At 57.9% G+C, this 23,385-nt stretch carries 15 protein-coding genes; 9 read left to right on the top strand and 6 right to left on the bottom strand.

From position 1 onward, the window contains the following. The first annotated feature begins 95 nt into the window (after positions 1 to 95). Positions 96 to 2,084: a monovalent cation:proton antiporter family protein gene (locus tag ACFPM8_RS03285; RefSeq protein ID WP_378995723.1), complete on the top strand. Its 1,989-nt coding sequence runs from the start codon at positions 96 to 98 to the stop codon at positions 2,082 to 2,084. Between the two features lie 15 nt (positions 2,085 to 2,099). Here ACFPM8_RS03285 and ACFPM8_RS03280 read toward each other — a convergent pair whose 3' ends face one another. The 4 genes from ACFPM8_RS03280 to ACFPM8_RS03265 form a co-directional block, all read right to left on the bottom strand. Then, positions 2,100 to 2,699, bottom strand: a complete 600-nt coding sequence (locus tag ACFPM8_RS03280; RefSeq protein ID WP_378994949.1) for a LysE/ArgO family amino acid transporter — start codon at positions 2,697 to 2,699, stop codon at positions 2,100 to 2,102. After that, the gene (locus tag ACFPM8_RS03275; protein WP_378994947.1) at positions 2,700 to 3,479 is read right to left on the bottom strand and encodes a phytanoyl-CoA dioxygenase family protein; all 780 of its coding nucleotides are present in this window, start codon (positions 3,477 to 3,479) and stop codon (positions 2,700 to 2,702) included. A gap of 149 nt (positions 3,480 to 3,628) precedes the next feature. Continuing rightward, complete coding sequence (gene uvrA / locus ACFPM8_RS03270; RefSeq protein ID WP_378994945.1) at positions 3,629 to 6,481, bottom strand: excinuclease ABC subunit UvrA; 2,853 nt, start codon at positions 6,479 to 6,481, stop codon at positions 3,629 to 3,631. A 386-nt stretch (positions 6,482 to 6,867) separates the two neighbouring features. Next, the gene (locus tag ACFPM8_RS03265; RefSeq protein ID WP_378994943.1) at positions 6,868 to 7,695 is read right to left on the bottom strand and encodes a hypothetical protein; all 828 of its coding nucleotides are present in this window, start codon (positions 7,693 to 7,695) and stop codon (positions 6,868 to 6,870) included. Positions 7,696 to 8,612: 917 nt separating this feature from the next. Here ACFPM8_RS03265 and ACFPM8_RS03260 point away from each other — a divergent pair. Then, positions 8,613 to 9,866, top strand: a complete 1,254-nt coding sequence (locus tag ACFPM8_RS03260; RefSeq protein ID WP_378994941.1) for an MFS transporter — start codon at positions 8,613 to 8,615, stop codon at positions 9,864 to 9,866. Between the two features lie 106 nt (positions 9,867 to 9,972). Further along, positions 9,973 to 10,467 carry a single-stranded DNA-binding protein gene (gene ssb, locus ACFPM8_RS03255; RefSeq protein WP_378994939.1) on the top strand — a complete coding sequence of 165 codons (495 nt, stop codon included), beginning with the start codon at positions 9,973 to 9,975 and terminating at the stop codon, positions 10,465 to 10,467. A gap of 189 nt (positions 10,468 to 10,656) precedes the next feature. Here ssb and ACFPM8_RS03250 read toward each other — a convergent pair whose 3' ends face one another. Continuing rightward, the gene (locus tag ACFPM8_RS03250; RefSeq protein WP_378994937.1) at positions 10,657 to 11,817 is read right to left on the bottom strand and encodes a Fic family protein; all 1,161 of its coding nucleotides are present in this window, start codon (positions 11,815 to 11,817) and stop codon (positions 10,657 to 10,659) included. A 171-nt stretch (positions 11,818 to 11,988) separates the two neighbouring features. After that, positions 11,989 to 13,704, bottom strand: a complete 1,716-nt coding sequence (locus ACFPM8_RS03245) for a GMC family oxidoreductase (protein ID WP_378994935.1) — start codon at positions 13,702 to 13,704, stop codon at positions 11,989 to 11,991. 688 nt (positions 13,705 to 14,392) lie between these two features. Between ACFPM8_RS03245 and ACFPM8_RS03240 the strand changes: the two genes are divergently transcribed. From ACFPM8_RS03240 to ACFPM8_RS03215, 6 genes are all read left to right on the top strand, one after another. Continuing rightward, positions 14,393 to 15,100 (top strand): SDR family oxidoreductase, encoded by a 708-nt coding sequence (locus ACFPM8_RS03240; RefSeq protein WP_378994933.1) that lies wholly within the window; start codon positions 14,393 to 14,395, stop codon positions 15,098 to 15,100. A gap of 162 nt (positions 15,101 to 15,262) precedes the next feature. After that, on the top strand, positions 15,263 to 16,318 hold the full coding sequence (locus tag ACFPM8_RS03235; RefSeq protein WP_378994931.1) for a Rieske 2Fe-2S domain-containing protein: 1,056 nt from the start codon (positions 15,263 to 15,265) through the stop codon (positions 16,316 to 16,318). 720 nt (positions 16,319 to 17,038) lie between these two features. After that, positions 17,039 to 18,859, top strand: coding sequence for a S53 family peptidase (locus ACFPM8_RS03230; RefSeq protein ID WP_378994929.1), 1,821 nt, complete (start codon positions 17,039 to 17,041; stop codon positions 18,857 to 18,859). 181 nt (positions 18,860 to 19,040) lie between these two features. After that, positions 19,041 to 20,903 (top strand): S53 family peptidase, encoded by a 1,863-nt coding sequence (locus tag ACFPM8_RS03225; protein ID WP_378994927.1) that lies wholly within the window; start codon positions 19,041 to 19,043, stop codon positions 20,901 to 20,903. Between the two features lie 121 nt (positions 20,904 to 21,024). Beyond that, the gene (locus ACFPM8_RS03220) at positions 21,025 to 21,252 is read left to right on the top strand and encodes a hypothetical protein (RefSeq protein WP_378994925.1); all 228 of its coding nucleotides are present in this window, start codon (positions 21,025 to 21,027) and stop codon (positions 21,250 to 21,252) included. A gap of 206 nt (positions 21,253 to 21,458) precedes the next feature. Beyond that, positions 21,459 to 23,309, top strand: a complete 1,851-nt coding sequence (locus ACFPM8_RS03215) for a S53 family peptidase (RefSeq protein WP_378994923.1) — start codon at positions 21,459 to 21,461, stop codon at positions 23,307 to 23,309. Positions 23,310 to 23,385 lie beyond the last annotated feature (76 nt).

Here is a 23,385-nt window from a genome sequence, read left to right as displayed (position 1 = left end):
GCAGCAATTGATGATAGTTGCTGTAAAAAATACAAATTATTAATAAGCTTGATTCTTAAGCTTGACTGCAAGACTAATTGACTAGATTGGCGATGATGCTTTCCGGACTTGAACTCACGATTCTTTTGCTTGGATGCGCCGTGCTGGGGGTGGTGGCGTTTCGCACCTTTCATCTGCCGCCGATGCTGGGCTATCTCGCGGTCGGCATTCTGATCGGGCCGCATGCGTTGGGGTTTGCCGAGGATAGTGCGGCGACCCATGCGCTGGCCGAATTCGGCGTGGTGTTTTTGATGTTCTCGATCGGGCTGGAGTTTTCGCTGCCCAAGTTGACGGCCATGCGTCACTTGGTATTCGGCCTCGGCCTGGCGCAAGTGATGGTGACAATCGCCGCCACCATGCTGTTGGGCTGGGCGCTGGCCACACTGCTGCCGCGATGGTTCCATATCAGCTGGCAAGCGGCGTTCGCGCTGGGCGGAGCCTTGAGCATGTCGTCCACCGCCATCATTTCGAAATTGCTGAGCGAACGGCTGGAGCTGGAAACCGAACACGGCCGCCGCATCATCGGCATCCTGCTGTTCCAGGATCTGGCGCTGGTGCCGTTGCTGATCATCGTTCCGGCCTTGGCCCAACATTCTGACAACCTGCTGCTGACCTTGGCCTGGGCCAGCGCCAAAGCCGTCGTCGTGCTGGTGCTGCTGCTGTTTTTCGGTCAGAAGCTGATGCGCAACTGGTTCCAGGTCGTGGTCAGGCGCCGCTCGCAAGAGCTGTTCATGCTCAACCTGCTGCTGGTCACACTGGGCGCCGCCTGGATTACCGAGCGTGCGGGGCTATCGCTGGCGCTGGGAGCGTTTATCGCCGGCATGCTGATCTCGGAAACCGAATACAAGCACCAGGTGGAAGAGGACATCAGATCGTTTCGCGATGTGCTGCTGGGGTTGTTCTTCATCACCATAGGCATGCTGCTGAATTTGCGTTTGGTGATCGAAAACTGGTGGCTGGTATTGCTGCTGCTAAGCGGTCCGGTGCTGCTCAAATTTGCGCTGATCGCCGCGCTTTCAAAAATATTCGGCTCGTCCAGCGGCGTTGCCTTGCGCACCGGTCTGGCGCTGGCGCAGGCCGGCGAATTCGGCTTCGTGCTACTGAGCCAGGCTGGTGGCTTGCGGCTGATGGATCCGTTGATCATCCAGTTGATCCTGGCGTCGATGGTGTTGTCGATGCTGGCCGCACCGTTCATCCTGGCGCAATCCGATGCGATCGCGATGAAGCTGTCGGCCAATGAATGGATGATGCAATCGCTGGCGCTGACCCAGCTCGCGGCCCGCACCATGGCGACCAAGAAGCACGTGATCATCGCCGGCTTCGGCCGTAGCGGTCAAAGTCTGGCCAAGTTGCTGGAAGAGGAGGGCATCGCTTATCACGCACTCGACCTCGATCCCGATCGGGTGCGCGATGCGCGGTCGGCCGGCGCCCAGGTGTCCTACGGCGATGCCTCGCGCCGCGAAAGCCTGGTGGCGGCCGGCTTGCATCGCGCCGCCGCGCTGGTGATCACTTACGCCAGCACGCCATCGGCATTGAAAGTGCTGCGCCATGTGAACGAGCTGGCGCCGGCGCTGCCGGTGATCGTGCGCAGTTACGACGACACCGATCTCGACAAACTGCGTGCCGCCGGCGCGACCGAAGTGGTGCCGGAGGCGATCGAAGGCAGCCTGATGCTGGCCTCGCACGCGCTGGTCATGCTGGGCGTGCCGTTGCGCCGGGTGGTGCATCGGGTGCAGGCGTCGCGCGACGAGCGTTATGCAGCGCTGCGCGGGTATTTCCACGGCGTCAGCGATGTTCCCGACGATGAAGATCACTTGCAGGTACGTCTGCATTCGGTGGCGCTGCCGGATGGCGCGGCCGCCGTCGGCAAGTCGCTGGCGCTGCTGGCGCTGGCGGAATGCGGCGCAGAAGTCACGGCAGTGCGGCGCGGCAGGGCGGGCATCGCCGTGACGCCGGAAACAGTGCTGGAGGCGGGTGACATCGTGGTGCTGCGCGGCGCGGCGGAGGGCATTTCCAGGGCTGAGGGGCGGCTGCTGCAAGCTTGAGGTGCCCTGAGGGGTTTATTCAATAATCAAACGCAGGGCGATGGCCCACATCACGATCCAGATGATGCACTCCAGGATTTTCCATGATCGCGGTTTTTCGAAAACCGGCCTTAGAAATGCAGCGCCATAGCCGAGCATAAAAAAGAATAGAAAAGAGGCGGTGGCAGCGCCTGCCCAAAACGGAAAAGACTCGCCGGGAAATTTTGTCGATACCGAGCCCAGCAACACAACCGTGTCCAAATAGACATGCGGATTGAGAAACGTCAGCGCCAGGCAGATGCCAAGCGTCCTGATTAACGAAGCTTCCTCCTTCTCGCTTGGCAACAACGAAGCGGAAGTTTTCAACGCAGCCATCAAGCTGCGCCAGCCATACCAAAATAAGAATGCGGCGCCGCCATACCTAGACAAAGTATCGATCCACGGCATTTCTTTGATCAACACATAAAAGCCGGAAACGCCAATGGCGATCAATAGCGCGTCGGAAACGGCGCAGCTGAGACAGACCCAGAAAACATGCCGGCCGCGAATACCCTGCTTCAGAACGAAGGCATTTTGGCTTCCTATCGCCAGGATCAGCGAAAGCCCAACCAGGAAGCCATAGCTAAATACCGCCATTCAAACGCCCAGCAAAATACTTTCGGCCGCAGCCGAGCGGCTGCCGGCGATCGGCGGATTGCTCAGTCCGTGATAGGCAAACACGACGGATTCTTTCACCAGTTCGCTGTTGTTCCGGCCGGCGGCATGGAACAGGCCGCTATGGAAAAACACCACATCGCCCCGGTTCAGCTGCACCGCTTTGCCCTGCGCAAACAAGGCTTGATTTTCCGCCACGTCGGGACGCAGGAAATCCAGATCGTCCATTTGCCCGCGCTGGATGTCGATCCGATGCGAGCCGGGGATGAAGCGCAGGCCGCCGTTGTTTTCGTCCTCGTTGTCGAGTGCCAGCCAGACCGAAATCAGTTCATTGCGAGGGAAGGACCAATAGCGGATATCGCGATGCCAGCCGGTCGCGGTGCCGAAGTGCGGGTGCTTGGTCATCACGCAATTGTGGTGCGACAAAGTAAGGCAGACGCGCTCGCCCAGCAGTTGTTCCAGCATCGCCACCAGTTGCGGATTGGTGGCCCACCGGCGGTACGAATCGTGCCGGTGGTAAGCATCGCGCAAGCGGCGCGCTGTGCGGCCGCCGACGCTGTCGAGCGAAGTCGGCGCGCCGGCGTAACCGACATCCGCTTCGTATTCCAGCGGCGGCAGCGCCTGCGCCAGATGGGCGTTGGTGGTCGCGACCATCACTTCGCAGTCGGCGGCCGCTACCATGCGCGGCAGGATCAGGAATCCGTCTTTTTCAAAAGCATTTACTTGCGCAGCAGAGAGCGCTGCTTTGGTGCTGGTGGACATTGCCGCTATCTCCGAAAACGATGATGGTCAGGGCTTACGCAAAAATATGAAGAAGTAGGGCGGATGAGCGTAGCGTTATCCGCCATTGGATGTACCACATGCGTTCGACGCATCCAGAACGGCGGAAGGCGCTGCGCTTTTCCGCCCTACTATTTTTTCTTTAGTAATGGCCCCAGGTATTTCCCGGTGACGCTGGCCGGGTTTGCGGCCACTTCTTCCGGCGTGCCGGTGGCAATGATGCGGCCGCCGCCGGCGCCGCCTTCCGGTCCCAGGTCGATCAGCCAGTCGGCGGTTTTGATGACGTCCAGATTGTGTTCGATGATGACCACCGTGTTGCCTTGATTGCGCAGGCGATGGATCACTTTCAGCAGCAGGTCGATGTCGTGGAAGTGCAGGCCGGTGGTCGGTTCGTCCAGGATGTAGAGCGTGCGGCCGGTGTCGCGCTTGGACAGTTCCAGCGACAGTTTGACGCGTTGCGCTTCGCCGCCGGACAGCGTGGTCGCGCTTTGGCCGAGGCGGATGTAGCCGAGGCCGACATCCAGCAGCGTGTGCAATTTGCGGGCGATGACCGGCACCGGTTTGAAGAATTCATGCGCTTCTTCGACCGTCATGCCCAGCACTTCGGTGATGTTCTTGCCCTTGTATTGCACTTCCAGGGTTTCGCGGTTGTAGCGCTTGCCGTGGCAGACGTCGCAAGGTACGTAGACGTCCGGCAAAAAGTGCATCTCGACCTTGATCACGCCATCGCCCTGGCAGGCCTCGCAGCGTCCGCCCTTGACGTTGAACGAGAAACGCCCGGCGTTGTAGCCGCGTTCCTTGGCGGTCGGCACGGTCGAGAACAAATCGCGGATCGGCGTAAACAAGCCGGTATAGGTGGCCGGATTGGAGCGCGGGGTGCGGCCGATCGGCGCCTGGTCGACCGAAATCACTTTGTCGAAATGTTCCAGGCCGCTGATCGATTCATGTGCTGCCGGTTCCGCCTGCGAGCCGTACAGATGGCGGGCCGCGGCGTGGTACAGCGTGTCGTTGACCAAGGTCGATTTGCCCGAGCCGGAAACGCCGGTGACGCAGGTCAGCAAGCCGACCGGCAAATGCATGGTGACGTTCTTCAGGTTGTTGCCGGTAGCGCCGTTGATGACGAATTGGCGATCGGGATTCTTGGCGGTGCGCTTTTCCGGCAGCGCGATTTTGAGCGTGCCGTTCAGGTATTTCGCGGTCAGCGATTTTTTGCTTTTGAGAATTTGTTCCAGCGTGCCTTCGGCGATCACTTCACCGCCGTGCACGCCGGCTCCGAGTCCCATGTCGACCACGTAGTCGGCGGTGCGGATCGCGTCCTCATCGTGTTCCACCACCAGCACGCTATTGCCGATGTCGCGCAGGTGGCGCAAGGTTTCGATCAGGCGATCGTTGTCGCGCTGGTGCAAGCCGATGGACGGCTCGTCCAGCACGTACATGACGCCGGTCAGGCCGGAGCCGATTTGCGACGCCAGACGGATGCGTTGCGCTTCGCCGCCGGACAGGGTGTCGGCGCTGCGTTCCAGCGACAGGTAATCGAGGCCGACATTGTTGAGGAAGGTCAGGCGCGAGACGATTTCCTTGATGATGCGATCGGCGATTTCCTTTTTTGCGCCGGTCAGCTTCAGCTTCTCGAAGAAGGTCAGCGTCTCGCGCAGCGGCGTCGCGGCGACTTCGTAAATGGCGCGTTCCTGCTTGCCGTTGCCGACCTTGACGAAGCGCGCTTCGATCCGCAGGCGGGCGCCGCGGCAGGACGGGCATTCCTTTTCATTGATGAACTTGGCCAGCTCTTCCTTGACCGCCATCGAGTCGGTTTCGCGGTAGCGCCGTTGCAGGTTGTTGACCACGCCTTCAAAGGTGTGTTCCTTGATGACGGTGCGGCCGCGCTCGTTGACGTAGGTGAACGGAATGGTTTCGCGGCCGGAGCCGTACAGCACTGCTTGCCGGGATTTTTCCGTCAGCTTTTCAAACGGGGTGTCGATATCGAAATCGTAGTGGGCGGCGATGTTGGTCAACATCTGGAAGTAAAACTGATTGCGCCGGTCCCAGCCCTTCACCGCGCCGCTGGCGAGCGACAGGTTGGGGAAGGCGACGATGCGCTTCGGATCGAAAAATTCGATATGGCCGAGGCCGTCGCATTCCGGGCAAGCGCCCATCGGGTTGTTGAACGAGAACAGCCGCGGTTCCAGTTCCTGCAACGAATAGCCGCAGATTGCGCAGGCGAATTTGTTGGAGTACAGGTGTTCGGCGGCGCTATCCATTTCCAGCGCGATGGCGCGGCCGTCGGCGATGCGCAGCGCGGTTTCAAAACTTTCCGCCAGCCGCTGCTTGCTGTCGGCCTTGACCTTGAGCCGGTCGATGACGACATCGATCGTGTGCTTCTCGGTCTTCTTAAGCTTCGGCAGCTCGTCGACTTCATAAATCTTGGCGGCGCCGGTGCCGCTCTGGACCCGGAAGCGGACAAAACCCTGGGCCTGCATCTGTTCGAACAGATCGGCGTGCTCGCCCTTGCGGTTGGCCACCACCGGCGCCAGGATCATCAGCTTGGTGTCTTCCGGCATCGCCAGCACCGCATCCACCATTTGCGATACCGATTGCGCCGCCAGCGGATTTTCGGGATGGTCGGGGCAGTACGGGGTGCCGACGCGGGCGTACAACAGGCGCAAATAATCGTGAATCTCAGTCACCGTGCCGACCGTCGAGCGCGGGTTGTGCGAGGTGGCTTTTTGTTCGATCGAAATCGCCGGCGACAGGCCCTCGATCAGATCGACATCCGGTTTTTCCATCAATTGCAGGAACTGCCGCGCATACGCCGACAGCGACTCGACGTAGCGGCGCTGCCCTTCCGCATACAGCGTGTCAAACGCCAGCGACGACTTGCCGGAACCGGACAGTCCGGTAATCACGATCAGTTTGTTGCGAGGTAAATCCAGATTGATGTTCTTGAGGTTGTGCGTGCGCGCACCCCGGATGCGAATCTCTTCCATGTACCGCTTTCAGCGTAAATTTTTTGGCAGTGTTGGCTTGTTGGAATGGCAAAAGTCCCAGTAGCGCCGCGTCGTTTGGCCTTTGGCAGCTACGTTTGCCGTAAGCGCGAGGCGCTATGTCGAACGGACCAGCCCGATACTATATCAGGTTTGAAAATCATAAATCGGAGCTCTTATTCGGTCTGCCGGGGGTTTGCGCCGCATAAAATTCAACCGGCATTTGCTCTCCTTCGGCATCGCGACTTGATCCCCTCTGCGCAAAAAAACCGCCGGTCCCGTGAGGGTGTCGGCGGTTTGCGAGGTCATTGCGCTGTAATCATGCTTGCCCGGTTCTGGCGCCGGGCGCAGCTGCTTGCGCAGTTATCGATTTTTTGTGTTGCAAGGAATTAATGCGTGGACATGATGCCGTTCAGCGTATTCCACAGCGGTTTGGTGTTTGGCATCAGGTCTTCCTTGGCATACCACCAGAAATAACCACCGATGTAGTTTGCAACTGGTGGTTTGGTCGTGTAGTAGCGTGTCATGTAGGCGGCCTTGTTGGTCGTCGTGGTGCCGGTCTCGCCGAAGCCCACTTTCGAGTAAGGGAACATCGCCGACAATTTTGTAAACACTGCGTTCCAATCCGGCTTCAGACCGTTGCAGTCTTCCTCGTAATAGCTGACCAGCACATAGTCCAGACCCTGCTTCATGCGCGCCGGTACATTGGCGGCCGCCCATTTGAACATTTCATTGTCCGGGTTATCCCAGCAGTCCTGGTTGTAGTACAGCGTCAATGCGGCTGTCTTGCCTTGTGCTTTGACCAAGTCGTAAGCGCCGGTCATCTTGGCGACGACGTCGGCATTGTTGCCCAGCCATTCGCCATTCACTTCGTTGGCGACTTCCCAGATATTCACAACGTCACCCAAAGTACTTAAGTATTCTTTGGTGCGGTTCAGATATCCCGACACAGAGTAGGTGTCAACGTACTGGGAATCCAGAATCTCGCCCATGACATAGCTGACTCGGTTGATGGCGACCGCCGCGTTGCGATAGTCGGCGGCAGGCACTTGCTCATCAAAAACAATACGTGTAGTCGGCTTCTTCGGCAGCTTGCTCAACGCAGTCGTGATCGAGGACAGCCCGGAAATGTCGTCTACCGTCACACCCCAGATTTGCGGATTGCTGTATACCGCCGCGGCGATGCTATTGCTACCAACCGCACTAGCTCCCAACATCAAAATGCTAGACCAAATAACTTTTTGAATCTTCTTCGATACCATGCAAAAACGCTCCTTAAGAAAGTTGACGGCAGTTGCTTTTCACTACCAAGCCAGTGTTTAAGGTTCACACAACCGTTTTCAAAAAAACTTACAGCTAGCGCCGATAGTGCTTATCCATCGTTACCGGGTGGTAATTTTCTGAGGGATTGCCGGTACTGCCGGATGCTTTAGTCCGTCGTTATCCAGCCGGAAGCACGAGGGATCGCGCCTCCGGAATGGACTGGGTCGGGATGTCTAGCGGTGAAGTGCCGAGGGAGGCCCAAGTGCACTTGCAGAGAAAATCAGCCACGGCAACGTTGCGGCTGCTTGTCGTCTCGTAATATTTTTTTTAGGGTGTTTCTCAAAATCATGTTGGCTGACATTAGTGGTTTAAATAATGCAAACAATATGAATTATTTAAAAAATATTAATGTTTCCGATTATTTTAATAATGTTATTAAATCCTGTGATTTAAAAAAAATTAATAAATAAAATAATTTAAAAAAATCCAACAAAATCAATAATTTAAATAAAGTTAATGGATAAACTTTATCGCCAATATTTGCTGTCAAGCCTGAACCATACTTTGAAAAAGCAGTCGAGTGCAATAGCAGAAATACTAAAAAATTTAATCGATAGGTAAATAAAGAATTAAATTAGTTTTTTCTGCTTATATTCTATTAATAATACTGTTATTTCTACCGGCAATATTGCCATCTGTAATCATTAATAGTTCAATCCCCCGTTCAACCATCTCCAGGCGCGCCCTGCATTGCCTTGCATGCAAGTTTCGGCCTCATGCAAGCGGATCGAATTTCGAACTCTGATACCATGGCGGGTTTCGATCTTCGCCCTCATTCAAGCCCGTCTGCGGGCTTGGCATCAGCTCCAACATGAACAGTCAGTCTTCCGCTCTCCCTACAGAAAACAGTGCCGGCATGCAGCGTGCCGAAGTCCTGGCAAGTGCCTGGCTGGCGTCCATTTTTGCGTTGCGCATGCTGGGCCTGTTTTTGGTTTTGCCGGTGTTCGCGGTGTATGCCAAGACTTTGCCCGGCGGCGACAGCGCGGCCATGGTGGGTTTGGCCATGGGCATTTACGGTCTGGCGCATTCGTTCGGGCAAATCCCGTTTGGCGCCGCCTCCGACAAATATGGCCGCAAGAAGGTCATCGTCGTCGGCCTGATCCTGTTTGCGCTGGGATCGTTGATAGCCGCCGGTGCCGGCAATATTTATTGGGTGATCATCGGCCGCGCGGTGCAGGGCGCCGGCGCCATTTCAGCCGCGGTCACCGCTTTCATTGCCGATTCCACGCGCGAAGAACACCGCACCAAGGCGATGGCGATGGTCGGCGGCTCGATCGGCCTGACCTTTGCGCTATCGCTGATCGTGTCGCCGTTGTTGTATCAATGGGTCGGCATGAGCGGGATTTTTGCGCTGACCGGCGTGCTGGCACTGGCCGCAATAGCGGTGGTGCTGTGGCTGGTGCCAAGCGCGCCGATGATCAAGGCCAAACGCGTGGCCTGGTCGGAAGTCCTGCGCAATCGCGAATTGATGCGTTTGAATGCCGGCGTCTTTGCGCTGCATATGATGCACATGGCGATGTTCGTGGTGATGCCGTCGGCGCTGGTGAAATACGCCGACCTGCCGCTTGCGGCGCATTGGAAAATTTATTTGCCGGTGGTGCTGGCCTCGTTCTTGTTGATGCTGCCGCCGGTATTTGTCGGCGAGAAGCACGGCAAGATGAAGCAGGTGCTGATGGCCGCCATCGGCTTGCTGCTGCTGGTGCAGCTCGGCATGTGGCTGGCGTTTTCGCAAAACACGGTGCATTGGCAGTGGCTGGTGGGTTTGCTGCTGGGTTTTTTCATCGCCTTCAATGTGCTCGAAGCCAGCCAGCCCTCGCTGGTGTCGCGCATCGCGCCGGCCGCCGCCAAAGGAGCGGCCTTGGGTGTTTACAACACGGTGCAGGGGCTGGGTTTGTTTTGCGGCGCGGCGCTGGGAGGTTTGCTTCAGCAGCACCTTGGCGCATCTTCCGTCTTTGTATTGGGTGCCGTGGCAAGCCTCGGGTGGCTTATAATCGCGTCCGGCATGAAGAATTTACCGCGTCGCGGCCAACAAGCAGTTGCGGTTGCGGTAGCGCAATTTAATTAAGTAGGCGCAGTTTAAGGCACCTCTAAAAACCGTAGCGAGCGGCCCAAGGTCGGGGCGCGTAGTAGGTTTTTAGAGTGCCCTTTAAAGATTATTTAGGAGAAACAACATGGCATCGGTCAATAAAGTCATTATCGTCGGCAACCTCGGCCGCGACCCGGAAACGCGCTATATGCCAAACGGCGAAGCGGTCACCAACATCGCCGTTGCCACCACCGAAAGCTGGAAAGACAAGAATAGCGGCGAGAAAAAGGAATTAACCGAATGGCACCGGATCACCTTCTATCGCAAGCTGGCTGAGATCGCCGGACAGTACTTGAAGAAAGGTTCGCAGATTTACGTCGAAGGCCGTCTGCAAACCCGTAAATGGCAAGACAAGGATGGCGCCGAGCGCTATACCACCGAGATCATCGCCGACACCATGCAAATGCTCGGCGGCCGTGCAGGTCAGGGCGGCAGCGCGCCGATGGACGACGGCGGCTACAGCAGCGCACCGGCGCCGCGTCAAAACACCAGCGCGCCATCCGCGCCTGCGTCCCGTCCGGCACCAGCATCGCGCCCGGCACCGAACTTCTCGGATATGGATGACGATATTCCGTTCTGATTGGCGTAAATTTTGTGAAGCTACAGTGGCCGGATGTTGAGCCAGGTCCTTCATAAAAACAAATCAAAAAAGCCTCTTAATCCTGTGCAGGATTAAGAGGCTTTTTGATCTGCATTTGTGCGTGGCCGTTGACGAAAAGCCGGATTGTTCAGGCCCGCGTCATCAGCGCTCAAATGCATGGTTATTCATTTACGGTGTTTCCTGATTCAGAACGTCGATGTATGCGCTGTAGGCATATACCCGGTTGCGTTTGTGACCAGTCAGTTCGTGCACCATGCCGAGATTGTGTTCCATAGCGTCCAGCGCCTTGCCGATAGTGGCCGGAGTCAGGCCGGTGGCGCCTGTCAACGCGGCGATATTCGATATCGGATGGGCAAACAGCGCATCGAGGATTTGCGTGGCGGAGCCTGCCATGCGGCCGAGTTCTGCCAGTCGGGTTTTATCGGCGGCGAGTAATTGATTGAGCTGTTGCGCGGTGCTGACGGCTTGGTTGGCGGTGGCGGCGATGGCATCGACAAAAAACAGCACCCAGGCTTCCCAGTCGCCGCTGATGCGCACTTGTTGCAACAGGCGGTAATAACTGTCGCGGTATTGCTTGAAAAATACCGATAGATATAACAGCGGCTCTTTCAGAATGCCAGCCTCGACCAGGATCAGAGGAATCAGCATGCGTCCGAGACGGCCATTGCCATCCATGAAGGGGTGGATGGTTTCAAACTGCACGTGCGCCAGCGCGGCCTTAACAACTGGCGCGGTGGTTTCCGGCACGTCGTTGATAAATTGTTCCAGCGCGGCCCAGCAATCGGCTATCTGGTTGGCAGGCGGCGGCACGAAGGTGGCTTGGTCGGCACGGTAGCCGCCAATCCAGACCTGATTGCGGCGGAATTCGCCCGGCCCGCGTTGTGCGCCCCGGCCTGAAGTCATTAGCGTCTGGTGGACTTCGGTCAGTAGCCGAAAGCTGATCGGATGGCCTTGGCGTATCCGATCCACGCCCAGCGTCAGGGCTTTGACGTAGCAGGAAACCTCTTGCACATCATCCATCGGCACGCCGGGCTGCCCCTCCATCTCGTACAGCATTAAATCGCTGAGTGAGGATTGGGTGCCTTCAATTTGCGAGGACATCACCGCTTCTTTGCGCACATAGCTATATAAAAACAGCTTGGCATCGGGCAGTAAGGTGCTGATCGCATCCAGTCGTCCAAGCGCAATCAGTGCCTCATCCAGCCGCGCTTGCAGCTTGCCGTGCAAATCCAATCGGGGTCGCGGCGGCAAAGGCAGCGGCACAAAGGCTTGACAGGGGATCCCGCCGGCAACGGTTGGGGTGAAATGGCCGGTTATTCCGCGTTCCATTGGTATAGGGAAAGTTAAAATTAGCCGAGCCGCTATTTTAACTTATCGTAAAAAGTAAAATAGCGTGCTCGACTAATTTAGCTTTGCGGGGCTTATGGGGTGTTATGCGGCTTTCGGCCGCGAAGCATCAGCGAATCGGCTGTTACAGTCCACTAGTTGGCCGCTGAACAACTACTCTCCCACCATCCCCAATTGCTCTGCCGCCAGTTCCGCCAGCGTCAGGATCGGCACTTGCGTGTTGACCGCCGTCACTTCCGGAATCACCGAGCCGTCGACCACCATCAGGCCATCGACTCCCCATACGCGGAAGCGCGAATTGACTACGCTGTTGGCCGGGCTGCGGCCGGCTGAACAGGTGCCGACATAGTGAAAACCGGCGCCGCCGTTCTGGGCGATAAACGCCAATTTCTCGCTGCGCGTTTTCGGCGCCGGCGACGGATACAAGCCGGCGGAGAAGCCCTTGAGCGCGTTGCTATTGCCGATATCGATCGAGCGATCCAGGGCCATGATCAGGTTGTCCTGGTCGATGGTCTCCTGCAGATAACGCGGATCGATGCTCAATGGCTTGCGCGGATCTGCGCTGACCAACTTGGCGCAACCCCGGCTGCGCGGTTTCGACAGGAATGGGGCAATGCTGAAGCCTGATCCAAGCGGCAAGGCATTGGTCAGGAATGGACTCTGCAAGCACATGATTTCCACGTCCGGCGCCCACAAGCGGGAGCGATTGCTGAAATACGCCAGTGCCGCTGCCGCGTTCATTAGCGGCGGCGGCAGCGCTACTTGCGACTTGAACAAAATGTTTTTCAACAGGATGTGGTCCTGCAGATTTCGGCCGACGCCAGGCATTTCATGCCGCACCTGGATGTCTACCGCTCCAAGTTGGTCGGCGCTGCCGATGCCCGATAACATCAGCAACTTCGGCGACTCAAAAGTTCCTGCGCACAGGATGGTCTCCCGTGCGGCGGTGATCCTGGTCGATACGCCATCGATGATCGCGTTGATGCCGCGGCAGTCGTCGCCCTCCAACACAAGACTCGTGACTAGCGTGTTCGACAGCACCGTCAGATTCGGGCGAGTCAGCGCCGGGATCAAATAGGCTTGCGCCGGTCCGGACCGGCGGCCATCCGGGGTGGCATTGACTTCTGCAATGCCGATTCCGTCCAGCGCGCCGCCGGCGTTCACCTCGATCTCTCCGAGGCCCAGCTCGCTGCCCGCTGCGATGTAGGCCGCTGTTAGTGGATGGGCCGGGGCGTAGCGGCCGAAGGTGATCGGACCGGTACCTGACGGCGAGCGCAACGGGCGTGCGCTCGGCAGCGGCGTTGCAAGACGCAGGTACGCGCGCTGCAGCGCGGCGAGATTCCATTCCGGCCCGACATGCTGTTCCCAGTGCCGAAAGTCGCGCACGTCGCCGCGCAGCCAGATCATTGCGTTGATGCTGCCCGAGCCGCCCCAGATTTTTCCGCCGGATGCCGGTTGCGGCCGATTTCCCAAACCTGGCCGCGGAACACTTGTGCGCCCCCAATCCGTATCGCTGAAAATGTTCTCCGGCCATCGCTTGACGTCGCTAATCTTCGGCTGCTCGATGTCGGCGCCGCCCGCCTCGACCAGCAATACCGACGCGCCGGTGGCCGAAATGCGACTCGCCAGTACGCAACCGGCCGAGCCGGCGCCGACGATGATGTAGTCGTATTCATCGCGCAGCGCCGCCCGTCTGGCTCGCTGATTGCGGTTGGCGGCCTCAGCATGGTTTGCCAGCAAACCGGCCGATGTGGCGCTGACGCCGAGTGCCAACAAGCGCGCGAGAAAGTCGCGACGGCCAATTTTCCCGCTGAGCGCTGCCCGCTCCAATTCGTCGATCTTCGGTCCTACGCTGGCGTCATGGTCCATTGAAATAGCTCCTTGGTATATGAGTGGAAATTGTTCGCTATACGCCGCAACAGCACCGCCCGATGCGAATTCCTGCACGATTTTGACGGGGTGTCAGTTATTACCGCTGGCGTGAATCGTGCGGATTGACACACGAAACAGCCGCCTATAGTATGCATATACACATAATTGAGCAAGCATATGTTGACTGCGCGAGTCAGCTGATTTGTCGCGTGTTGCAAACATATTGGCACCTCTAAAAAACGTTGCGAGCGGCCTGAGGCAGCGCGCAACGGTCCGTGTTATCGGTAACGCCATCCTGCCGGCAAGGCGCCGAGCGCGCCGCAATGGTCGCACCGATATCGTCTTCTGCCATCGCTCAAAAGAGCATGCCGGGACGACTTGAACAACCACATTTTTCAGGAGATATCTTCATGCGCAACTGAACTCGATGCTTCCTTCAATGGGCACCTCTAACAACCTACTGCGCGGCCCAATCTCGAAGCTGCGATGCTCGCCCGCTCCGTACGGCTGCAGGTGTTGCAACTTCGTCCCTCCGACCTTGGGCCGCTCGCTACGGTTTTTAGGGGTGCCCCAATGTCCTGGGTAGCCTCAAATGGGATTGTTCGGTTTTGACAATTCAACACAAATTTTTCGTCAGTTTAGGGCCGTCAAATGGCCTGGATCTCACATACAAAGGAGTAATCAATTGAATATCAATGGTTCCGTAGTATTTGTCACCGGCGCGAATCGCGGCCTCGGTCTTGCGTTCGTAAAGGGGTTGCAGGCGGCCGGTGCGCGAAAAATTTATGCGGGCGTGCGCGATCCCAACATCTTCGATGTACCGGGTGTGCATCCAATCAAGCTCGACATCACCAATGCCGAACAGGTGCTGGCAGCGGCACGGGAAGCGTCGGACACCAATGTGCTGATCAACAATGCCGGGATCATGGTGCCTAGCGGTTTCCTTGGCGAGAATGGCGTCGCCGCCAGCCGCCATCACTTCGAGACCAACTTTTTCGGCACGCTGGCAATGGCCCAGGCGTTTGCACCGGTTCTTCAAAAGAATGGCGGCGGCGCGTTGGTGAATGTGCTGTCGGTGCTGAGCTGGCTCAACATCCCGACGATTGGCGCCTATTGCGCATCGAAGGCCGCGGCATGGTCGCTGACCAATGGCCTGCGCAATGAGTTGCGCGCGAACCAGACGCTGGTGGTCGGCGTGCATGCCGCCTATATCGACACCGACATGGCGAAGCAAGTCCAGGCGCCGAAGACCAAACCGGAGGAGGTTGTGCGCCTGACGCTGGAAGCGATCGAAAGCGGGCGTGAGGAGGTGTTGAGCGATGAGATCACGCACAAAGTAAAAGGCGAGCTGAATGCGGAACTGCCTGTCTACGTCCGTGAGTGGGGCAAGTAAATCCGAGCACCTCGAAAAACCTACTACGCGACGCAATCTCGGGGCTGCGATGCTCACCGTACCTTCGTACGGCTGCGCTTCTCGCCCCGACCTTGAGCCGCTCGCTACGGTTTTTCGAGGTGCCCGCCGTCGACGATGCCATTGTTTGGCCGAAGGGCTGCGTTGGCAGCCCAACAAGAAACCGAAAGAGGACTAATGATGATCCGAAATTCCTGGTATATGGCGGCACTGTCTTCCGAGATCAAAGCCGAATTGTTTGCGCGGACAATTTTGAATGAAAAAGTGGTGATGTATCGCACCTCTGGCGGAAAGCTTACTGCGCTTGAAGATCGCTGCCCGCACCGGCAGGTGCCGTTATCGAAAGGGCGTTTGCAAGACGACACGATCGAGTGCTGGTATCACGGCATGCAGTTCGACGCCAGCGGCAAATGCATCCACATTCCCAGTCAGAAGGTGATTCCGGAACGTGCCTGCGTAAGGACTTATCCGGCGGCTGAAAAATACGGTTTCGTCTGGCTATGGATGGGGGATGCCGAGCGTTGCGATGAAGCGCTGATCCCGGATCATTCGGTTTGCAGCTCGGCGCAATACGCGGGTGAGATGTGCTATACCCATGCGCACACCGATTACCGGCTTGCGATCGACAATTTGCTCGATCTGTCCCACATCGCCTATGTTCATCCGGAGACGATCAGTTCATTGGCGGTTGCCGAAACGTCTCCCGAGATCACGGTTAGCGACAGCGAGGTGCGCGTGCGCCGGGTTTTGCGCAAGGAAAAGAACTCGCCTTTGTTGAAGCAAATGATGAAACTCGACATCATCGATCGTGTTCAGGAAGTTATTTATTGGCCGATAGGCAATACGCGTGTCGAGACAATCGCACATGCACCCGACGAGCCGGATGGACTTGCGCTTCGCTTGTTCACAACGTCCATTTTCACCCCTGAAACCGTGAACAGCTGTCATATCTGGGTCGGCATTCATCGCGACTTTGCGCTCGACAATCAAGCGCTGACGCAGCTGATTCTTGATCAGGTCAAGAAAACTGTACTTGAAGATAAAGATGTCACCGAACATTTACAGGCAAACTGGAAGACGGATGCCCCGATCATCCATCTCGCCGTCGATCATGCCGGGCACGCGGCACGTCGCATGCTGACCAGACTTCAACAGCAGGAACCTGAGGTCCGCGAGCGCGGCATTGTCGAACTGATGTAAGAAGCAGGGGCGCCGCTGAATTTTCAGTCCACCCTTCCCAGTTTGTAAGCAATCCGAACGGAGCCCTGGTGGCTCCGTTTTTTTTTGCCTCCGACGCGGCGCTTGACGAAAATTGTATAGCTGGTTTTGGCAGCACTTTTTAGGTGCAATCGCACTGGAATGATGCAGCGACGCGATAGCTTGAGGTGCGCTCAAGAAGCGCTTGCACTGTAATGATGCGGCCCGTCGAGGCCAATAAAAAAAAGTTTTGGATATGCAAAAATATCGCAAATTTTGTATTGCGCTTGGGCAATTAAATCACTATCCTAAACTTAATAAGAGAGCCAGCTGCAATATAAGACAGTAGCCAAAAGCAGCGCACCTCCGTCCCGGGGCACTCACTCCATAAGAGTCGTGGTGCCGCATCAATCCACACCTTGGCCGTTGTAAGTCCCTAAAAAGGAAAAGATATGACTTGCGCTGGATCCGACTCGACACAGGCAGTTCTCCTGCCGTCGCCGCTTGGCGATCTTCTGCTATCTCTGCGCGACATCTCCCGCTGTTTGCTGGCACAGGTAGCGATCACGCACCGGCCATCCCAATAACGGATCAGGTCCGTTATCGACTGCATCGCAGTACGCGATGCAGGATCCTGCGCTTAGTCGACTCATGCATTGGATAGACCCAGTGCAGGGGGACTATTGCGTCCTTTTATGCAGTTCATTCAATAGGAACAAGCACATGAAATCGAAAGTCTCTACACGAAATTTTGCGATTCCCCAGGCTTCGGCGCTGTCGTTGGCGCTGTCCCTGGCGTTTGGTTCTTTGGCCGCACAAGCAGCAGTATCCGACAACAGCGCCTGGGTCCCGACCAAGACCCAGGCCTTCCTGCATCGGGTGCAAGTGAACACCAGCGCAGGGCCGCAGTCGGCCGCGCAATCGGCAGTCGACATGGCGCAAGGTGAGCCAGTGCACGTGGTGCTGAGCCTGAACCTGCGCAACGAAGCGCAGCTCGACCAGTTCCTGCAAGAGTTGCATCAGCCCGGCAGCGCTGCATACGGAAAATTCCTGACCCCGGCGCAATTTGCCGCGCAATATGCGCCGACTGAAAAGCAGGTCGCCGCCGTAGTCACGCATTTGAAAAAGGCCGGCTTTGTGAATATCAACGTCGCCAAGAACCGGCAACTGGTGTCTGCCGACGGTACCGCAGCCACGGTCGAAGCCGGCTTCCGCACCACGCTCAAGCGTTTCGTGCACGAAGGCCGCGGCGTCTATGCCAATACCGCCGCCGCGCAAGTGCCGTCGGCGCTGGGCGATATCGTCGGCTCGGTGCTCGGCTTGCAAAACGTCGAGATCAACCAGACCCATCATCACCGGATTGCTCCCGTGACTGCGGCCGGCAGCGCGTTGCAGGCAACCCAATTGGCAGCCGCCGCCGGATCCGCAACTTCGCACAATCCGGTGGAATTCTCTGCGTTGTATAACGCCGGCACCACGCCGACCGCAGCCAACACCACGGTCGGCATCATCTCCGCCGGCAGCCTGGATCAGACCATCGCCGATTTGGGCACTTTTACCTCCAACAACAACCTGGCGACGGTCAATACCTCGGTGGTGCTGACCGGCCCGGCCGGCAGCGACTATAGCGATACTTCCGGCCAAGTCGAGTGGAACCTGGATAGCCAGTCCATCGTCGGCGCTGCCGGCGGCGCGGTGAAGCAGCTGGTGTTTTATGTCGCACCGACCCTGGATAACAGCGCCATCACCACTGCTTACAACCATGCGGTGAGCGACAACAAGGCCAAGGTCATCAATGTCTCGCTGGGCGAATGCGAAGCCGCCGCCAATGGCGACGGCACCCAGGCCGCGGACGACAAAGTGTTCAAGCAGGCAGTGGCGCAAGGCCAGACCTTCTCGATCTCAACCGGCGATGCCGGTCCTTACAACTGCAGCGTCGACGCCAGCGGCAATCCCGGCGTGCCGAACGGCCGCAATTATGACGTCAGCGAACCGGCCAGTTCGCCATACGTGATTGCGGTCGGCGGCACCACGTTGCTGACTTCGTCGAGCGGCGCGTATAGCAATGAAACCGTGTGGAACGAAGGATCGAGCACAGGACGCCTGTGGGCCACCGGCGGCGGTTTCAGCAAATTCGAGGCAGTACCCAGCTGGCAGAAAGCAACGACCAAGAACGCCAAGCGCGGTTTGCCTGACGTCTCGTTCGATGCGGCTGGCAGCAGCGGCGCGATGATCGTGATCAACGGCGTCGCCGACGATACCACCGTGGTTGGCGGCACCAGTCTGGCGGCGCCGATCTTCAGCGGCATCTGGGCTCGCCTGCAATCGGCCAACGGCAACAAGCTGGCGTTTCCGGCGGCGCACATTTACCAATATGTGCCGATCAATCCGACGCTGGTGCATGACGTGGTGTCCGGCATCAACGGCGACGGCGGCTATGGCTATAAAGCGGCAAAGGGATGGGATGCGGCGACCGGTTTCGGTAGTTTGAATATCTCGAAACTGAACGCTTTCATCAAAACGCATAGCTTTATAACTCCTTAAACCGGTAGCAATGAAACTCAGCTATCGGCTCCTCCTTTACGGACTTTAGGTCTGTTATCGACTGCATCGCGATACGCGATGCAGTCTCCCGCGCTTAGTCGACCCGTGCATTGGAGACGTCCAATACAGGGCCGCGCTATGGCGTTTTTTATGTAGTGCATTTTTCAATAGGAACCTGTACATGAAATCGAAAGTAGCAACAGCAAAATTTGCGATTCCCCAAGTCTCGGCCTTGTCGTTAGCGCTGTCCCTGGTGTTTGTATCTTTGTCGGCGCAAGCAGCGGTGGCGGACACATGGGTTCCCACCAAGACCCAGGCCTTCGTGCATCCGTCGCAACTGAGCACCAACGCCGGGCCGAGAGTGGCGCCGGCATCGAAAATGGAAATGGCGCACGGCGAAGCGGTGCATGTGGTGCTGAGCCTGAAACTGAGAAACAAAGAACATCTCGACCACTTCCTGCAAGAACTGCATCGTCCCGGCAGCGCCTCGTATCGCAAATTCCTGACACCGGCCCAGTTCGTCGCGCAATACGCGCCGACCGAGAAGCAAGTCGCCGCAGTGGTTGCGCATTTGAAAAAAGCGGGCTTTGTGAACATCAAGGTCGCCAAGAACCGGCAACTGGTGTCGGCTGACGGCACCGCCGCCACGGTGCAGGCCGGCTTCAACACCACACTCGAACGCTTCACGCATGAAGGCCGCAGCGTCTATGCCAATACCGCCGCCGCGCAGGTGCCGTCGGCGTTGGGCAATATCGTCAACTCGGTGCTTGGGCTGCAAAACGTGGAGATGAATCACACCCACCATCGCCTGGTTACCGAGACGCCGCTCGACCAGTCCGCCCATACCGCTGTGCTGGCCAAAACCGCCGCCACCGGCACTGCAAAACCGCACAACCCGATGGATTTCTCCGCGCTGTATCACGCCGGCAATACGCCGACCGCAGCGCAAACCACGGTCGGCATTATTACCGCCGGCAGCCTGGACCAGACCATCGCCGATTTGGGGCAATTTACCAATGACAACGGGCTGGCGACTGTCAATACCTCGGTGGTGCAAACCGGCCCGGACGGCAGCGACTATAGCAATACGGATGGCGCGGTCGAGTGGAATCTGGATAGCCAGTCCATCGTCGGCGCTGCCGGCGGCGAAGTGGGGCAGCTGATATTTTATGCGGCGCCTTCGATGAGCTTTGCCGACATCACCGCCGCCTATAACCAGGCGGTGAGCGACAACGTCGCCAAGGTCATCAATGTTTCGCTGGGCTACTGCGAGTCTTATGTCAACGGCACCGGCACGCAGGACGCGGACGACCAGATCTTCCAGCAGGCCGTGGCGCAAGGCCAGACCTTTTCGGTGTCGTCTGGCGACGAGGGTACCTACAACTGCAGCTTCAGCAGCATTTCCCATGGCGCCGGGGTGCCGAACAAAGGCACTTATGACGTCAGCGAGCCGGCCAGTTCGCCTTACGTGATCACCGTCGGCGGCACCGAAGTGCTGACTTCATCGAGCGGCGCCTATAGCAGCGAAGTGGTGTGGAACGAAGGCTTGAAAGCGATTAGCTCGCAGGATCCAACGCTGCGGCTGTGGGCCACCGGCGGCGGTTTCAGTCAATTCGAGGCCGCACCAAGCTGGCAGAGCGGAGTGACCCACAATGCCAAGCGCGGCTTGCCCGATATCGCTTTCGATGCGTCGGGACGCAGCGGCGCGAAGATCTTCATCACGCTGCCACCCCGCAATGGACAAGTCATGACCGGCTATCACGTGGTCGGCGGCACCAGCCTGGCGGCGCCGATTTTCAGTGGCATCTGGGCCCGCCTGCAATCGGCTAACAACAATGGCTTGGGCTTCCCTGCCGCCAGCATCTACCAATATGTGCCGACCAATGCCTCACTGGTGCATGACGTGATCTCCGGCAACAACGGCTCCGGCGGCTACGGCATGAAAGCGAGCAAGGGTTGGGATGCGGCCACCGGCTTCGGTAGTCTGGATATCTCGAAACTGAACGACTTCATCCAGAACACGCCGGACTTCGCACATCAGTAATCCCGGCTTGCATGGTTACTGCGTTTGAAGACTAGTGGACTGTAACAGCCCACTAGCCACTTCGGCCGCCAACCGCGCTCTGAGGGCGCGGATTGGCGGCGTCGCCTGGAGAGGAGATTAAATGAACAAGTCAAATATCGTTTGGGGCATCGTCGCCCTTATGCTGGGCGTCGGTGCTGTCGCCAGCGTGGTGTCGTATGGCGACTCGGATCAGGCCGGCGGAAGCGGCGCCTCGATCGGCGATGGCAAGCCGTTGAACGGGACTGGTTCAGGAGCACGCTCGCGGTCGCCGCAATCGCCGCAGAAAGCCACGGACAGCGTCAGCATCAATCCGTTCGGCAAATCCTGAGCAGCGGGCCGCTAACGCCATGCGTTTGGATTGCGCTTGCTCTAGCATATTTTGTTCGTCTCACCGGCGCGACTCTTTCGCCAAATATTCACTGCATCGCAGCAGGCGATGCAGTCTCTTGCGCTTGGCCGACTCTGGTATTGGTTAGCTCCAATGCGGGAACGCCAGCGCGATTTTTATGTAATTCACTCAATAGGAAGCAGCACATGAAATTTAAAGTATCAGCAGGAAAATTTTCGATTCCCCAGGTAACCGTACTGTCCTTGGCGCTGTCCCTGGCGTTTGGTTCTTTGGCTGCGCAAGCAGCCGTGACGGATAACAGCGCGTGGGTTCCGACCAAGACCCAGGCTTTCTTGCCGCAGGTGCAGGTGAATACGCATACAGGTCCGCAGTCGGCCACACAAGCGGCCGCCAAAATGGCAACCGAACTGGCGCACGGCGAGCCAGTGCACGTAGTGCTGAGTCTGAACCTGCGCAACGAAGCGCAGCTAGACCAATTCCTGCAAGAACTGCATCAGCCTGGCAGCGCCTCATACGGCAAATATCTGACGCCTGAGCAGTTCGTCGCGCAATACGCGCCGACCGAAAAGCAGGTCGCCGCAGTGGTCGCGCATTTGCGACAAGCCGGCTTTGTGAATATCCAGGTCGCCAAGAACCGGCAACTGGCGTCGGCCGACGGTACCGCAGGCACGGTGCAGGCCGGCTTCCGCACCAGCCTCAAGCGCTTTGTCCGTGACGGCCGCAGCGTCTATGCCAATACCGCTGCCGCCCAAGTGCCGGCGGCGCTGGGCAATATCGTCGGCTCGGTGCTCGGGCTGCAAAACGTGGAAATCAACCGCACCCATCACCGGCTGACTCCGGTGGCTGTGGCCGAACATGAAGTAGGTGCCATGACGCTGGCAAAAACGGCTGTCGCCGGCACCGCGAAACCGCACAATCCGGTGGAATTCTCCGCGCTGTATAACGCCGGCGCGACGCCGACCGCGGCGCAAACCACGGTGGGCATTATTTCCGAGGGTGACCTGACGCAGACCATCGTCGATCTGGGGCAATTTACGTCGAACAACGGGCTGGCGACGGTTAACACTTCGGTGGTGCAGACCGGTCCGGCCGGCAGCGACTATAGCGATACGTCCGGCATCGACGAGTGGAATCTCGATAGCCAAACCATCGTCGGCTCTGCCGGCGGCAGCGTGAAGCAACTGATATTTTATGCGGCGCCGTCGATGGAGTTGAGCGCCATCACCGCTGCCTACAATCGCGCCGTCAGCGACAACGTCGCCAAGGTCATCAATGTTTCGCTGGGTGTCTGCGAAGCCGCATCCAATTCCGACAACGCGCAAGCAGCCGATGACCAGATCTTCAAGCAAGCGGTGGCGCAAGGCCAGACTTTCTCGGTCTCGACCGGCGATGCCGGCACCTACAATTGCAGCGTCACCGCTTCCGGTACGCCAGGCGTGCCGAACAAAGGCGTGTATGACGTCAGCGAACCGGCCAGCTCGCCCTACGTGATCGCAGTGGGCGGAACCGAGTTGCTGACTTCGGCGAGCGGCGCCTACAGCAGCGAAACCGTATGGAACGAGGGCTTGGCTGCGACCGACGACCCGGCCAAGCCGAACCGTCTGTGGGCTACCGGCGGCGGCTTCAGCAAGTTCGAAAAAGCGCCGAGCTGGCAGACCGCAGTGACCAAAAAATCGACCCGCGGCTTGCCCGATGTCTCATTCGATGCGTCGCAAAGGAGCGGCGCAAATATCATCGTCCGCGGCAATACGTATACCTCTGGCGGCACCAGCCAGTCGGCGCCGATTTTTGCCGGCATCTGGGCCCGCATCCAGTCGGCCAACAAGAATGCATTGGGCTTCCCGGCCGCCAGCATTTACAAATATGTGCCCACCAATCCGACGCTGGTGCATGACGTGATTTCCGGCATCAATGGTTCCGGCGGCTACGGCTATAAGGCGGCAAAAGGATGGGATGCGGCCACCGGTTTCGGCAGTCTGAATATCTCGAATCTGAACGCCTTCATCAAGAAAACGCCGGACTTTGCACGTCCGTAATTCCGGCTCGGATTGTTCTTGGATTGTTACTGCGCGTTTCTGCATTGCCTGCGGCAATGCAGAAACGCCTTTTTAT

Origin of the sequence: Paraherbaspirillum soli (assembly GCF_042654985.1) — a bacterium.
Taxonomy (GTDB): Bacteria; Pseudomonadota; Gammaproteobacteria; order Burkholderiales; family Burkholderiaceae_D; genus Paraherbaspirillum; species Paraherbaspirillum soli.
The sequence above is the reverse complement of the archived record's forward strand: the minus strand, read 5'-3'. Positions and strand labels throughout refer to the sequence as shown.